Consider the following 15,291-nt stretch of genomic DNA (forward strand, 5'->3'; position numbering starts at 1 on the left):
GGGAATAAATGTATTGTCTTTCCTAATTCTGGAAACCAGCTTATGTTCCTTTTTATCACTATATTCTGCATCAACAAATGCACGCTGCACAACTTTCTCTATTCGTAATCCTCAGCTTCTTCCTGCCTTATTATAAAATTCATCATTTACACTCCAATTTTCCCGTATCAATTTAATGGAAAGCGATCCAGTAACGTGCGCACTTCATCCGTTGTTTCCGTGCTCATCAATTCATGTCTTAATTCACTCGATCCCCGGAATTCCCGGACATAGATTTTAAAGAAGCGACGGAGCGGTTTAAAGTTGCGTGGCTCTATCGCAGAGTACTTATCAAAGAGATCGAGATGCAATCTTAGCAGGTCAAGCAATTCCTTTGGACTATGATCTTTCGCTTCCTTTTCAAAAGCGAACGGATTTTTGAAAATCCCGCGCCCAATCATGACCCCGTCCACCCCGTACCGTTCTACAAGCTCCAAGCCAGTTTGGCGATCAGGGATATCACCATTGATGGTGAGTAGTGTATCTGGAGCAATTTCATCACGAAGCTTTTTGATCTCCGGAATCATCTCCCAATGCGCGTCAACTTTGCTCATTTCTTTTCTAGTCCGTAAGTGAATGGACAAGTTCGCAATATCCTGCTCGAAGATATGTGTCAGCCAGTCGCGCCACTCTTCAACTTCCGTATAACCGAGCCTCGTCTTCACACTGACGGGTAGGCCTCCTGCTTTCGCTGCTTGAATTACTTCTGCAGCAACTTCAGGATGACGAATCAAGCCCGCTCCCTTCCCATTTGCTGCCACGTTCGGCACCGGACAGCCCATGTTGATATCAATTCCACGGAAACCCGCTTCGCTCATGCCAATACTCATTTCGCGGAAGTGCTCCGGCTTATTTCCCCATATATGAGCGACAATCGGCTGTTCATCTTCTGTAAATGTCAAACGCCCACGCACACTTTGCTTCCCTTCTGGGTGACAATAGCTTTCCGTGTTCGTAAACTCCGTGAAAAACACGTCAGGCCGTGCTGCTTCACTCACCACATGACGGAATACAACATCCGTCACATCTTCCATCGGTGCCAATATAAAAAACGGCTTCGGTAATTCATGCCAAAAATTATTCATTGTATTAAAATCCTTTCATCATCGGCTTCGGGAAAACCCTTCCCTAATCCGTAAAAAAGTCAAAAATATCTTCATTACCTTTACACTTATACCATGTTTAAGCCTCTATTTTCAACTAGAGTAAATCGAGTTGTTTATTTATACCTTAAAAGCCCTCACTCTTCCCAGTATGATAAACTATAGATATTGAACACTTATATAAAGTATAATTCACTATTGTTTATTTCTCTTCTTGTAGGATGGGATTCAACTATTACATATTTAGATTCTATTTTTTCTGATAGAAGCATTTATGAGACAGTCTCGTGGGAGTTAGAGTCAATTTTGTCTGATAGAACGCTTCTATGAGACAGATTCCTTCACTTAGTGACAATTATGTCTAATAGCATACATTTATAAGACAATTTCACAGATTCAAAGCCTATTTTATCTCATAAGGGCCTCCTGCCAACTCGTAATTGCTAGGACAACTTTTAATGAAATATTTAGTGCAACTTATATAATACAAATATACCTAAGAGAGATGGAGTCAAAACAATGAATCCAATTCCTCATCAACCTAAACAAAATCAGCCAAAAATCCGGTTTAATTTAAAGGCGAAAATGATAGCCTTAATCAGCATTTTGATTATCAGTATCTTTATTGTCTTTGCGTTCTTTCTCCATACCTTTATCTCTAATACAACTGAGGATCAAGTAGGAAAGCGGGCACTCCATGTTGCGAAGACGGTCTCAACTATTCCCGAATTAAGAAAAACTTTTCAATCGGAGAATCCTGCGGCGATGATTCAAGAAATTGTAGTGCCAATTCAAGAAGAAAAAGAAGCAGAATTTATCGTTATTGGTAATACGGAAAGTGTCCGCTACTTCCATCCCGATCGTCTTCCCCCTATTCTTTCAAATAGGTTACCGTATGACTTCCTATATAATCAACTGTTCTTTATTTCTCGCAGCTAAGACGATTGAATCTACATTTGGTCTGTCACGTAACCATGCAAGAACGACTTGTGTATTGCAACGCCTTGCCTTTCATAATCTCTCGTCAAATAACTGAAATTTACCTTCTTGCCGCTATTTTTACGCGCCCGATTTTTTTACGCGCCCGATTCGCCTGTTTCCTCAGGTGGGTAGGTTTTTTTGATAAAAAAGGACAAAATGAGCCCAACAATGGAAAGCATTGTGATCACGATAAAGGCAACATTCACACCATGAATCATTGGGTTTACAATCGACGGATCCTGCCTCGCTTCCTCCCCCGTTGTGGTCATGATCGTCACAAGAATTGCCGTTCCAATTGAAGCAGAGACCTGGCGCATGGTATTATTCATCGCGGTCCCATGTGCGATTAACCGATTAGGTAATTGGTTCAATCCAGCTGTTGTCACAGGCATCATCACCATCGAAAGTCCAAACATACGAATAGCATAATAGATTGTGAGATAAGCAAACGAAGTAGAAGATGTAAGGATTACAAAAGGGAATGTCGTAAGTGTCATGATGATTAATCCCGTTACTGCCAGCCACTTGGCTCCAATTCTATCAAAAATACGTCCCGTAATCGGTGACATCAAACCCATAACGAGCGCCCCGGGTAAAATCGCTAGTCCTGACTCCATCGCTGTAAAGCCACGCATATTTTGCATATAAAGCGGGATTAATGTTTCAATCCCAATTAGACCTACAAATGCGAGCGCCCCAATACCGGTCGTCAATGTAAAAACAGGGTATTTAAATACTCTAAATTCCAGCATCGGATGAGTTAGTCGCAGTTGCCGCACGATAAACAGAACCAAAGCAATCACACCTAGACTTAAGGTGCTAATGGTTATAATATGTCCCCAGCCGAAATTTCCTGCACTGGTGAAGCCATAAAGCAATCCTCCAAAACCAAATGAGGATAGGATAATAGATAAAATATCTACTTTTGGCCGGGTCAGTTCTGTAACATTTTTCATAGCACGCGTACCAATGCCAATAAGCAAAAGGGCAATAGGTAAAATGACAAAGAACATAACACGCCAGGAATAAGCACTAATTAGCCAACCGGACAAAACAGGACCGATGGCCGGAGCAAATTGGATAACCAAGCCCACGAGCCCCATCGCTGCACCGCGCTTATGAATCGGATAAATTAATAAAAAGACCGTTTGCATCAGTGGCATCATAATTCCGGCACCCGCTGACTGAATAATCCGGCCAAGTATAAGAACGCTAAAGCCTGGCGCGATTCCTGCTATCAGTGTTCCAAAGGCAAAAATGCTCATTGCAGAAATAAAGAGCTGCCGTGTTGAAAAGCGTTCAATCAAGAAGGCTGTAACGGGAATCATCACACCATTGACGAGCATAAAAACGGTTGTTAACCACTGGGCTGTATTTGCACTGACATGCATTTCTGCCATAATCGGAGGAATTGCTGTAATCATCGTTGTCTGATTTAGTATTGAAATAAATGCCCCAGCCAATAACAAGGCAACAATTGGCTTTCTATTATAAGTTTGGGATATCATTCTATATCTACCTCATTCTATCTATAAGTGCAGATCCAAAAAGCAGGATAAAAGGCATTATAAATTACTTTTATTATGACAATTATCTATCATATCCTATTTCCCACCTATTTGAAAGGTAAGAAGCATCATTTCTAGCAATCTCGCTTCAAGGGAAGCCGAGGAAGACTTTGACTCAAAATATAAAATTTCATTCCATACGAATAGCCCGCAACTTACCTTTTAAGTTGCGGGCTCATTTTTTATGCAAGGAACAAACCCCCTTGCATTTTCAATAACCTATTACAGCAAACCCACCATCTTCAGACCATGAACGATTCCGTCATCATCAACAGAACGGGTAACATACTTTGCAGCTGATTTTATCACTTCTTCTGCATTTCCCATCGCCACTCCATTTTCAATCGAACTTAACATTTCCAAATCGTTCAATCCATCACCAAAGGCATATTGTCTTTCGCGCGGGATCCCAAGTTTTTCAACCATCTTTTCAATTCCTATGGCCTTCGATCCGCCCTTTGGAACGACGTCTACCGATACAGGATGCCATCTTACAAAATCAAAGTCTTTAAATTCCCTTTCATACTGTTTTTCCTCTCCTTCTGCACAAAATAGCAATGTTTGGTACAGCGCACGATCTTTATAATAATGAGGGTCATGTGTTGGGAATTGCTTAATTTTTAAACTGGCAATACTTTCATTAATATACGGATGTTCTGGGACATTTGCCCGCATATCTTCATGATCCATATACACAACGGGATGATCATGATGTAGGGCTGCTTCTGTAAAGTTTAACAGAGAATACTTGTTTAAAGGATTAGTATAAATCACTTCCCCTTCTAAAACAACGTATTGTCCGTTATAACTCACGTAGGAATCAATCCCCAATTCTTCCCGCAAATCAGCATACATAAATGGAGCCCGTCCTGTAGCGATTGCGATTACATGCCCTTTTTCCTTCAGTTGAAATATCGCTTCTTTTGCTGTAGATGGCAACTCTTTGTTATGATCAAGCAATGTACCATCTATATCAAAGAAAATTACGCTTTTTTCTATCATTCTCTTGTCTTCCTTTCACCTTGCATATTTATTTAAGACCAATTATTTCATACTGTCCCTCTTTCAATCAACTTCTCCTTAAACTCCTGATGGGATACCTTTTCATCTAACACTTGCCGAAAAAGGGTTTTCCCCATTTCCGTTAATGGAATTTCAATGGTCGTTATATCCATTATCCCAGCAATCGGCTCGTTATTAAAGCCAATAATAGCTAAATCCGCTGGGATGGATAGTTCATTCCGCTGACTACTTATAATCATACCTGCCGCAACTTGGTCACTTGTTACCAACATGGCAGTCGGCGGTTTTTCTATTCTTTGTATTTGGTCGATAATCTTACTTCGAACATCTTCGCATAAAATAATTGGACCATACGGTGTATGCTTTTCTATAATGGACAACTCACTTGCCCTTGAACAAATAATCAATGCATCAATTTGCTTTTGCTTTAACAATTGCAATGCTTCTATCTCTCTTTCCTTTTTAAAACCCCGTTTGGAACAATACGATTTTATAATTCTCTCTCATTGCCTGATTTGTTATCAATATCAGAGAAAAATAGGAATGGTCGAAAAAGGGGAGAACCACACCAATCAACATTGTTTTACCTCTGCTTAAATGAACCGCATTTATATTCTTTTGGTAATTCGTTGCTTTAATCGCTTCTTCAACAGCTTTTCTTTTCCCAGCGCTAACATAGGGGTGATTATTTAACACCCGAGAAACAGTTGTGACGGATACCCCTGCCATTTCGGCCAAATCTTTAATATTTGCCATTTACTCACCCTGCCCCATAAGTACTTGCAACGAAAGAATTAATTCTAGTATAAGCTATGAAACGCATTTCATGTCAATCTGTTACCACTATTTTGAACCTCTCAGAACTGAAATCACGAGCGTTCTTGGTTTATGGATAAATAATCCTTGCTCTGAAAAGCGTTTCATGAGATAAGGTTTAGTCAGAAGGAGACTTATTCGTCTCTTTTGACAAAAGCTGATAGAATATCGGCGTGACATTCTTTTAGGCGTAACGGTGTGTATCAGCTATTGTTCCTTTAAACAGATTCGTTGATTGCCAATAATAGTAACTAAAAACTCCAGCTCCTAAAGCGAAGTCTTCGATCAGATTTCATTTTTTATTCTTTCAATAAATATTTGTTTCAATATGCGCTATAATAGATAACAAGACAACCATGTTGACCTACATAAGGAAGTGCATCATAATGAAACTCAAAAAACACACCATAAAAGATAGCTCTTTTTGGCGGATTACAATTAGCCTCGCGCTTGCTTCATTCTTTGTCTTTGCGAGCCTCTATGCCGTCCAGCCACTCCTGCCTTTATTTGTCAGGGAATTTAATGTAACAGTATCCGAAGCAACCTTAACATTTTCTTTGCCGGTCATCGGTCTGATTATTGGACTCATTGTAATCGGTTTTTTATCCGACAGATTGGGCAGGGTCGCTTTTATCAAGTATTCATTGATTATAGCTATCATCCCCTTTTTCTTCATTCCACTGTTGGATGCCTTTTCACTTATCGTCATACTAAGATTCATTCAAGGGTTTACGTTAGCAGGGCTCCCAGCAGCTGCTTTGGCATATATTAATGAAGAAATTGACCGGTCCCACATTGGAGTTGCCACGGCATTATATATAGCGAGTAACGCACTCGGCGGGATGGTTGGAAGAGTGATGGCAGGTTACTTGTCCGATCGTTTTACCTGGGAAGTCGCTTTTTACAGTTTTGCTGGGTTGGGTTTGATTGTCGTGTTACTCGTTTTCATATTCCTGCCTAAATCACGCTTTTTTCAACCAAGTGATCTCTCTTTCCGTAGAGACATTGAAGGAATGCTCGTTCACTTTAAAAATCCAAAGCTGCTAACCGTTATTGGGATGGGAGTCATTTTGCAGCTAGCCTTCACTTCTGTGTGGACATTTTTACCATTCCATCTGGAAGCGGAGCCCTATTCATTATCTGTGAAAACAATTTCCTTTATGTTTTTTGCCTATGGATTTGGTGTCTTCGGAGCACCGTTTGCTGGTTGGTTAGCTGGAATATTCGGTCTGAGGCCTGTGCGGATAGCAGGAATCTTGGTGTTGTCCTTTGGAATATCCTTTACACTAAGTCCCCCGCTACCAATTATCATTGTCGGATTATGTGTAATGTGTTTAGGGTTCTTCACTGCACACTCGTTAACAGCAAGTACCGTTGCAGAACAGGCTACGCATCATAAAGGAAGTGCCGCGAGTCTTTATTTAGTTGCTTATTATATTGGTGTCAGTATGGGAAGTACCGCAGTCGGACCGCTTTGGAATCTTGCTGGCTGGGATGCAATTATAATCTTTGCTGGAATCTTACCAACAGCGTACTTGGGATTGGTTATGATCTATCAGAAGCGAACTGAAAATAGAAGTATGCAAGGTTGATAGTAAAAAAGAGATGGATTTGTTTATCCGTCTCTTTTTTATTATTATTTAAAGCTGTCCGGGAAAACGGTAATATCAATACCCAGTGCTATTGGAAGAATGTAATAACTAATTAAAGTAATTAAAACAATTGACGCGACATTCAAGAAGAATCCAGCTTTTGCCATATCAGCAATCCGCATGTAACCTGTCCCAAAGACAACTGCGTTCGGCGGTGTAGCAACTGGCAGCATGAATGCGCAAGATGCAGAAAGTCCTGCTGCAACCATTAACACGAGTGGATGGACATCCACTGCAAGAGCAAGTGCCGCCATAATCGGATACATCATTGTTGCAGTTGCTGTGTTGGATGTAACTTCAGTAAGTGCGTTAACAAGAGCCGTTACAGCTAAAATAATTAATATGATCTGAACGCCCTGAAGACCGTTCAACTGAGACCCAATCCATTCTGATAATCCGGAAGTTGTGAAGCCTGCTGCAATCGATAGACCTCCACCAAAAAGAAGCAGGACGCCCCAAGGTAGTTTCACTGCACTAGACCAATCCATAATATGACTTGCTTTTGAACTCTTCGCTGGAATCAAGAATAGGACAACAGCAGCAAGAATTGCAATTACTGTATCATCAATATTCGGATTGATTTTTTCCAGAACGAAAGTACGGGTAATCCAAGAAAGCGCTGTTAGAACAAAAACGATGAAAACAGCTTTCTCCTCATAGGAAGCTTTCCCAAGCTTCTCTTTCTCTTGATCGAATATTGCTTTCCCACCCGGCAAATCTTTTAACACTGTAGGGAATGCCATTTTCGTTAAATAAAACCAAGCGAAGAATAGTAAACTCCAAGCAAATGGAACCCCAAATAGCATCCAGCTCGCAAAGGAAATTTCATAACCGAATAGTTCACGAAGCGTGCCAGCTAAGATTGCGTTTGGCGGCGTTCCAATAAGAGTCGCCATCCCACCAATTGAAGCGGAATAACCAATCCCAAGCATAATTGCTTTTCCAAAGGAGAAATTCCCTTTTGACGTATCGACTTTCGGATTATCTTTCAAAGCATCTTGTACTTGATACGTAATTGCCAGCCCAATAGGAATCATCATCATCGCTGTTGCGGTATTGGAAATCCACATGGAAAGAAAACCGGTAGCTACCATAAACCCTAGCACAATCCGGTCTGGTCTCGTCCCCATAACAGATATGATATTGATTGCAATTCTTCGGTGCAAATTCCATCTTTCCATCGCTAATGCTAAAACAAACCCGCCAAGAAATAAGAAGATCGTATCATTTCCATAAGCTGACGTCGTGGCTTTCATATCCAGCCCACCTGCCAATGGGAATAAGATGATCGGGAGCAAGGATGTTGCTGGTATCGGAATGGCTTCGGTAACCCACCATGTTGCAATCCAAGCGGTACTTGCAAGAATTGCTTGTCCCTCACTAGATAATCCGTCAAAGGTTAAGATGAATTTAAGAAGAATAAATAATAGCGGTCCTAGAATCAGACCAGTTATCTGGGCATTCGTATACGGTCGCTTTCCGCCATTTCCTTTTCCCCCGTAGCCACTCTTTGTTACGTCTGGTTTTTTCACTTTATTTTTCTCTATTGCGTCTCCCGGCTTCACGAAAAAACGAAACATGTCTTTCACTTGATCATGCTTTTCCCAAAGCCAACCCCAAGTTGCTGAGATCATGATGCTCCTCCTTTTATATAAAAATATAAATCTAGTTTAAATGTATTTTTTATAAAAAGCAAGTTGTTGTATATCAGCCGGTAATCAAGTCTCGCACACACTCCGTTGATTGTTTTATAACATTTATATTGATATATAACAGAATGATTTTATTAGAAAATAGCGATCTATGGTATGTGAATCTACTGAAAAACATGGATTATACAAAGCTCAAGAAATTAGAATGGTTGTAAACGACAGGAGCTAGAGAGTCACTGCTTCTTCAGGTGATTTGAGGACTTGTAAACAACCGAGAGATGGGGTACGCTGCTTATTCGGTAGATTAAAGCACTTATAAACAACCGGAAAATAAGAGACGCCGTTCATTCGGTAGATTAGAGCACCTATAAACGACCGAGGAAATAGAGACACTGCTCATCCCGGCGTTTACAGCACTTATAAACAGCCAAAGCCCCATCCTTCATTGCTAATATGAGCGTAAAAACAAAAAAGAGCACAGAACGATATCCATGCTCTTTTCTCCCAATCCACTATTCTATTTCAACATCTCAAATACTTGCTCCACGTCTTTATCACCCCGGCCAGAAAGATTCACGATAATCACATCATCCTGCCCGAGCTCTTTCGCAAGCTGAATCGCATGACTTACTGCATGGGAGCTTTCAAGTGCAGGGATGATTCCTTCTGTTTTCGATAACTCTTGAAAAGCTTCCAATGCTTCTTCGCCGGTCACACTCACATACTCCCCGCGGCCGATAGCATGCAGATGACTATGCTCTGGACCGACACCTTGGTAATCGAGCCCAGCTGCAATCGAGTCGGTTGGCAATGCTTCACCATCCTCATCTAATAACGTTAAGGAACGATAACCATGGAATACTGCTGGCTTCCCTTTCGAAATGGAAGCTGCCTCAGCAGGTTCCACACCAATCAGTCGTACAGAGTCTTCATCAATGTAATGAGCGAAAGCACCGATTGCATTACTTCCGCCACCAACACAAGCGACGACAGCTGCAGGGAGTTTACCTTCCTTCGCCAGAATCTGACGTTTCGATTCTTCGCTGATGATAGATTGGAAATATTTTACCATCTCGGGATATGGATATGGCCCTACTGCCGAACCGATTAAATAAAAGGTCGTTTCGTGATTAGCGACAAGATCAGCAAATGCTTCATCCACCGCTTCCTTCAGACGTCCCCACCCTTTATCGACAGCTACGACTTCAGCCCCGAGGAGTTCCATCCGGAATACATTCAAGCGTTGTCTTTCAGTATCTTTTTTACCCATATAAATCGTGCACGGCAGTCCGACCATCGCACAAGCAGTCGCTGTCGCAACACCATGCTGACCTGCTCCAGTTTCCGCTATAATCCGCTCTGCACCGGTTCTCTTCGCTAAAAGAATCTGTCCGAGCACATTATTAATTTTATGGGCCCCTGTATGATTCAAGTCTTCACGCTTCAAATAAATTTTAGCCCCACCAACTTTTTCAGTCAGATTTTTCGCAAGGGTTAGTGGATTCTCGCGTCCAACATACTCTTTCAAATAATACCGGTATTCCTCAAGAAATTCAGGATCATCCTTATATTTCTCAAAAGCTACACCAATTCCGTCTAAAATATCCTTCAAATCTTCTGGGACAAAGCTTCCTCCGAAATCACCAAAGTAACCTTTCTCTGCTACATTCTCTTTACTCAACTCTACTCATCTCCTACATGAAATTTCAAGATTCTCTTCATTATAAATGAAAAATGAAATAATTCAAGATTGTATTATAACTTCACTTTTTCTTATTACTGCCACGAAAAACCCTTGCACTGCGGGCATACTCCACATCTGCAACTTGCAGGCGAGAATTAACTACACGGGCTGCTGCAAAGAAATAATCAGATAATCGATTCATATACTTTAACGGAATTGGATCTAAATCTTCTTCCCGCTGATAAAGTTTTACAATCTGTCTTTCCGCTCTTCTTGCCACTGTTCTCGCAACGTGTAAATATGCAGCGGCCTCCGTTCCGCCTGGGAGAATAAATCGTTCAAGCTCTGGTGCCTCGTCTATTAAGACATCCATTCTCTCTTCCAAATACGTAATCATATCTTCAGAAAGCTCGTGAGGACGTTCTTTTTTCGATACATTAGAAAGCTCAGTTCCGCAGTCAAATAATTCATGCTGAATTTTTTTCAAATCAGCAATGAGGTCTTTGAACGGTTCTTTATTCTTATTGAGCCCAGCTACCGCAAGACCTACAAAAGAATTCGTTTCATCAATTGATCCGTAAGCTTCCACCCGAATATCATCCTTCGTCGTCATTCCACCTATTAACGCGGTCTTTCCTTTGTCGCCAGCCCTTGTATACAGTCTCAAATGAATCGCTCCTTTTTTTGTTTTTATACTCTCAAGCAAACGTTTGATTTACCCCTGTTCAGCTGCTTTTTTCCTATTTAATGTTTTGGAAATGGCCTGCTTCATTTCTTGATAAACAGCATTTCCTATTAGAGCACCTAACTCTGTCGCGGTTCCAGCGTAATCTAATTCCTTCCCTTGTTGGGTTGCGGCAATTAAAATACTGTCTGTAGGAGTTCCTGTTGCGACCGTACCTGTCTTCCGGTCTTGAATAGCGAGGTCTCTTAACACTTGAGCCTTTGCCTCCGTTGCCGTGATCGTTGCCTGGATAAAGGCTTCTTCCGTTAAACTGCCATTTACAAAAACCCATGTATTAATCGTTCCCGGAGCAACTGGACCAACAAGCGGCTTTGCTCGTGAGCTGTCCACCGCATTTCCAACACTCGCTGTCACAACAACTAAGATTGAAAAACCATTACCCTCATAAATACCATAACTGTAATCTTCCAAGACAATTGCCGTCATCATTCCAACCGTCTGAGCCGGCGGGAAACCTCGCCCTTTTAAATAAGTTCGCATTTCCTTCCGGTGATCATTACAATAATAATTCTCATCGACATGCCGATTGACAAAGTATTTATACCAGCCAATCCCTGCGCCAACGATACCAGAGGATATCGTTTTCACCGGCAGATCTGAATGGAGTACGATTTGCTCTGTACTAAAAGAAAGGTTTGTTTCATCAATTGACCACAGTTTTTTTGCCTGCCACGTCTTCTTGCTTGGCATTAAATGCAGCTGTGGCTTGGCAATTTTAGAGTGGGCCTGCTTAATGACCTCTGTATCGAACACCGAGTTAATCAGTTCTTCAGAAAGCACTTCATCTGGATTTTCCAACGCTTTTGCTTCGCCCTCGTCCATTAAAAGCAGGCGATCACAATAAAGGCTCGCAAGGTTTAAGTCATGCAAAATCGCCACGACTGTGAGGCCCTTTTCTTTTGCACTTTTTCTGAGCAAATCAAGCAATTCTTTTTGATAAGCTAAATCAAGATGGTTAGTTGGTTCGTCCAAGAGAAGAACTTTCGGTTGCTGCACGAGAGCTTGGGCCAGGAATATTCTCTGCTGTTCTCCTCCAGAATGTTCCATCACCGAGGTGTCCGCAAATTCGAGGATGTTCGTTTGCCGCATGACACGCTGAACGATTTCCTCATCTTCTTTTGTCCATGATCGGAACAACCCGCTATGATGCGCATAACGACCAAGTGACACCATTTCTTTTACCGTATAAGGAAAAACTTGGGGAGTGAGTTGGGGTAAGACGGCGATTTTCCTAGCTAATTCTTTCTTAGAGTAATCGGCAATGTTTCTCCCCGCTACTTCAATTTTTCCCTGTTGCAGATCGAGCAGTCCACTAATCATATTGATTAAAGTTGTCTTCCCACTGCCATTCGGTCCTAGAATTCCAAAAAACTCCCCTTCATTTACGGAAAAACTAATGTTTTTTACAATCTCCTCGCCATCATAGCCACCCGAGGCATTTTTAATTAAAAGCATGGTTCACCTCTCAACTTCTTCTCCGTTGTTTAATTAATATTATCGCAAATACCGGTGCACCTACTAAAGCTGTAATCACTCCGACAGGCAATACTTGAGGTGAGATAATCGTCCGCGATAACAAATCCGTCAAGATAAGAAACCCCGCCCCAGTAATCATGGAGAGTGGCAGCAAATGGACATGGTCGGGGCCCCACAGCTTTCTAGTTAAGTGCGGAATAACGAGCCCGACAAAACCAATCGTTCCAGATACCGCAACCGCTGCTCCAGTGAGGATAGAACCCGCAATAAGAATTAGCAACTTCCGCTTGCCGACATCAACGCCTAAATGCTGTGCCCTCTCTTCGCCAAGCGACATTGCATTCAGTTCTTTTGCATTCATTAATAAAATGAAGGAGCCAAGAATAAAGAAAGGAAGAATGATTCCAACATAGCGAAAGCCCCGCATCGATACACTGCCAAGCATCCAGCCGATAATCTGCTGCAATTCATCGCCTGTCAACGCGATAATTAATGAAATAATCGAACCTAAAAACGCGCTGAAAATAATTCCCGTAAGAATAATCGTTTCTACCCGCATCGTCCGGTCAATTTTACGTGCAAAGTAAAGTACAATTAAAATGGTTGTTAAGGCTGTGATAATGCTCAAAAATGGCAAAGTATACATCCCGATAACCGGTAGCGAGATTCCGAAAAACAATGTCGCAACAGCACCAACTGATGCTCCTGAAGATACTCCAAGGATATAGGGCTCCGCGAGCGGATTTCTTAATAAGCCTTGGAAGGCCGCTCCCGCAATCGCAAGCGATGCCCCCACAAGTCCCGCCAACAGTACCCTTGGCAAGCGAATCTCATATACAATACTTACATACATCGGATCAACATCATCACCAACCGGCAACCGAAAAGCCTCGCTGCCAATCACTTTGACAATATCAAGGATCGGGACAGATACACTCCCAATCGAAATGGCAAATAGCATTGCACCAATGAGAAGCGCACAAGAAATACCATATTTTATTGCATTACTCTTCATCAAACAGCTCCGGATAAACAGCTTCAGCTAGTTCCCTTGCACCTTCCGTGAGTCTCGGACCAGAACGTGTAATTAAATCAGCATCAATGTCGTAAACTCTTTCATTTGCAACGGCTTCTACTACATCAAAGCCACTTCTCGAAAGCACTTCTTCTTCCGGATTTTCAATATATGCGCCGTAAGAAGTGATGATTACATCGGGATTCAATTCAATGATTTCCTCTGGATCAAGCGCCAGCCAGCCTTCATGTTCGGCTGCAGCATTTTCAGCATGAATCATTTCTAACAGTTCGTGGATAAACGTATGCTGTCCTGCTGTGTAAATGTCCGGTGCAGGAGAATTTTCAAAGAAAACTGTCTGTACATCTTCCTCAGATATCTCGGATGTAAGCTCTCGAATTTCTTCAAATTCTGCTTCCATTTCTGTCATTAATTCTTCTGCTTCCTGATCAGTTCCAATAACTTGTCCAACGATTTCAATCGTTTCGTATGTGCTCGCAATATCCTGTGCATCTTGAACAACAAAAACTTGGACACCCGCAGCTTCAAGTTGTTCGAATGCCTCCTGGGCACTGCTCACTCCCAATTCATGCGCAAGGACAATATCCGGGTCAAGACTAATGATCCGCTCCACATTCAATTCCATGCCACCGATTTTTTCAATATCTTGTACTTCTTCCGGGTAATTATCATGATCCGACACACCGACCACCTTTTCCCCTTGTCCTAAAGCAAACGCGATTTCGGTATTGCTCGGAATCAATGAAACAATCCGTTCTGGTTCTTCCTCAAGTGTTATTTCATTGTCTATAGCATCTGTGAGTGTCAGCGGATAATGATTATCGTTCGTTGACTCTTCTTCAGTCGCTTCCTCTTTATCTGTATTTCCAGTTGCATCCTCATTGTCTGTCGCACCTTGTCCGCAAGCAACTAGCAGACTAAGTAAGAACGCGAGCAGCAAACCTTGCCATAATCTCTTCATTTCCATTCCTCCAATAATAAATTCATGAACAAAGGCGCAAGCGCCCGTTTAGCAACGTACAAACTGGAGCACTCCGGAATGAGATAAAGGAAACATGGCGACGTAAGGAGCCGATGTTGACTTATCGATTGGAGGAGTGTGAAGTTTGTCAGTTGCTGGGCGCTGGAGCCGGACGTGGCTATCGCCGGGAATTCAAGTTATCCACAGCATTTTTGCTTTATAGTTTCCTATTCATATAAAAAAGCACCTCACACAGTGTGAAGATGCTTCAGTAAATAGGTTATACATCCATATAGACCCATCACCTGACTATCCTCGTAGTGCTGGCGTTACAGAATAGGCAGGTCTCCTGGCTCATGCTCATCACTCTGCTGCACCTTCCCATGCATCTATCGCAAAGTGGTATTTACAGCTCATTCGCACTTACAGTGGCGGGACCGCGTTGGACTTACACCAACTTCCCTTTTAAGAATTCAGCAATCGAATCCACCTATTCTTTGCATATCATTTTCAATTGAATCTATCTCATATCGTACACTTTTTTTATGTGAAAGT

13 protein-coding genes and 1 riboswitch are annotated in these 15,291 nt (G+C 41.9%); of the genes, 2 read left to right on the forward strand and 11 right to left on the reverse strand.

Translation table 11 applies throughout. The features are described 5' to 3' along the window. Positions 1–167 precede the first annotated feature (167 nt). Positions 168–1,124 carry a tRNA dihydrouridine synthase gene (locus LZD48_RS11780; protein ID WP_235762944.1) on the reverse strand — a complete coding sequence of 319 codons (957 nt, stop codon included), beginning with the start codon at positions 1,122–1,124 and terminating at the stop codon, positions 168–170. Between the two features lie 537 nt (positions 1,125–1,661). On the opposite strand from LZD48_RS11780, the gene LZD48_RS11785 reads away from it, so the two are divergent. Continuing rightward, positions 1,662–2,081 carry a hypothetical protein gene (locus tag LZD48_RS11785; RefSeq protein ID WP_235762945.1) on the forward strand — a complete coding sequence of 140 codons (420 nt, stop codon included), beginning with the start codon at positions 1,662–1,664 and terminating at the stop codon, positions 2,079–2,081. 137 nt (positions 2,082–2,218) lie between these two features. Here the strand turns inward: LZD48_RS11785 and LZD48_RS11790 are convergent, their stop codons facing one another. The 4 genes from LZD48_RS11790 to LZD48_RS18920 all read right to left on the reverse strand — a co-directional run bounded on the left by LZD48_RS11790 (position 2,219) and on the right by LZD48_RS18920 (position 5,470). Continuing rightward, complete coding sequence (locus tag LZD48_RS11790; protein ID WP_235762946.1) at positions 2,219–3,631, reverse strand: MDR family MFS transporter; 1,413 nt, start codon at positions 3,629–3,631, stop codon at positions 2,219–2,221. Positions 3,632–3,913: 282 nt separating this feature from the next. After that, positions 3,914–4,693 (reverse strand): Cof-type HAD-IIB family hydrolase, encoded by a 780-nt coding sequence (locus LZD48_RS11795; RefSeq protein WP_235762947.1) that lies wholly within the window; start codon positions 4,691–4,693, stop codon positions 3,914–3,916. A 47-nt stretch (positions 4,694–4,740) separates the two neighbouring features. Next, positions 4,741–5,148: a substrate-binding domain-containing protein gene (locus LZD48_RS18915; protein WP_310739821.1), complete on the reverse strand. Its 408-nt coding sequence runs from the start codon at positions 5,146–5,148 to the stop codon at positions 4,741–4,743. A 28-nt stretch (positions 5,149–5,176) separates the two neighbouring features. Next, positions 5,177–5,470, reverse strand: coding sequence for a LacI family DNA-binding transcriptional regulator (locus LZD48_RS18920; RefSeq protein ID WP_310739822.1), 294 nt, complete (start codon positions 5,468–5,470; stop codon positions 5,177–5,179). 446 nt (positions 5,471–5,916) lie between these two features. Between LZD48_RS18920 and LZD48_RS11805 the strand changes: the two genes are divergently transcribed. Continuing rightward, entirely contained in the window at positions 5,917–7,122 is a 1,206-nt protein-coding gene (locus LZD48_RS11805; protein ID WP_235762948.1) for an MFS transporter, read from the forward strand. A 44-nt stretch (positions 7,123–7,166) separates the two neighbouring features. Here the strand turns inward: LZD48_RS11805 and LZD48_RS11810 are convergent, their stop codons facing one another. The 6 genes from LZD48_RS11810 to LZD48_RS11835 form a co-directional block, all read right to left on the reverse strand. Continuing rightward, the gene (locus LZD48_RS11810; RefSeq protein WP_235762949.1) at positions 7,167–8,816 is read right to left on the reverse strand and encodes an SLC13 family permease; all 1,650 of its coding nucleotides are present in this window, start codon (positions 8,814–8,816) and stop codon (positions 7,167–7,169) included. 535 nt (positions 8,817–9,351) lie between these two features. After that, positions 9,352–10,515 carry a tryptophan synthase subunit beta gene (gene trpB, locus LZD48_RS11815; RefSeq protein ID WP_235762950.1) on the reverse strand — a complete coding sequence of 388 codons (1,164 nt, stop codon included), beginning with the start codon at positions 10,513–10,515 and terminating at the stop codon, positions 9,352–9,354. A gap of 82 nt (positions 10,516–10,597) precedes the next feature. After that, entirely contained in the window at positions 10,598–11,185 is a 588-nt protein-coding gene (locus LZD48_RS11820) for a cob(I)yrinic acid a,c-diamide adenosyltransferase (protein ID WP_156856589.1), read from the reverse strand. Between the two features lie 48 nt (positions 11,186–11,233). Then, a complete protein-coding gene (locus LZD48_RS11825; RefSeq protein WP_235762951.1) occupies positions 11,234–12,718 on the reverse strand; it encodes an adenosylcobinamide amidohydrolase in 1,485 nt (494 codons plus the stop codon). Positions 12,719–12,728: 10 nt separating this feature from the next. Continuing rightward, positions 12,729–13,754 (reverse strand): FecCD family ABC transporter permease, encoded by a 1,026-nt coding sequence (locus tag LZD48_RS11830; RefSeq protein ID WP_235762952.1) that lies wholly within the window; start codon positions 13,752–13,754, stop codon positions 12,729–12,731. Next, positions 13,744–14,736, reverse strand: a complete 993-nt coding sequence (locus tag LZD48_RS11835; RefSeq protein WP_235762953.1) for an ABC transporter substrate-binding protein — start codon at positions 14,734–14,736, stop codon at positions 13,744–13,746. The genes LZD48_RS11830 and LZD48_RS11835 overlap by 11 nt, the downstream gene beginning before the upstream one ends. A 322-nt stretch (positions 14,737–15,058) precedes the next feature. Then, positions 15,059–15,245: riboswitch (cobalamin riboswitch) on the reverse strand. Positions 15,246–15,291: the final 46 nt, after the last annotated feature.

Source organism: Oceanobacillus alkalisoli (genome assembly GCF_021556485.1).
In the GTDB taxonomy this organism is placed as follows: domain Bacteria; phylum Bacillota; class Bacilli; order Bacillales; family Amphibacillaceae; genus Oceanobacillus; species Oceanobacillus alkalisoli.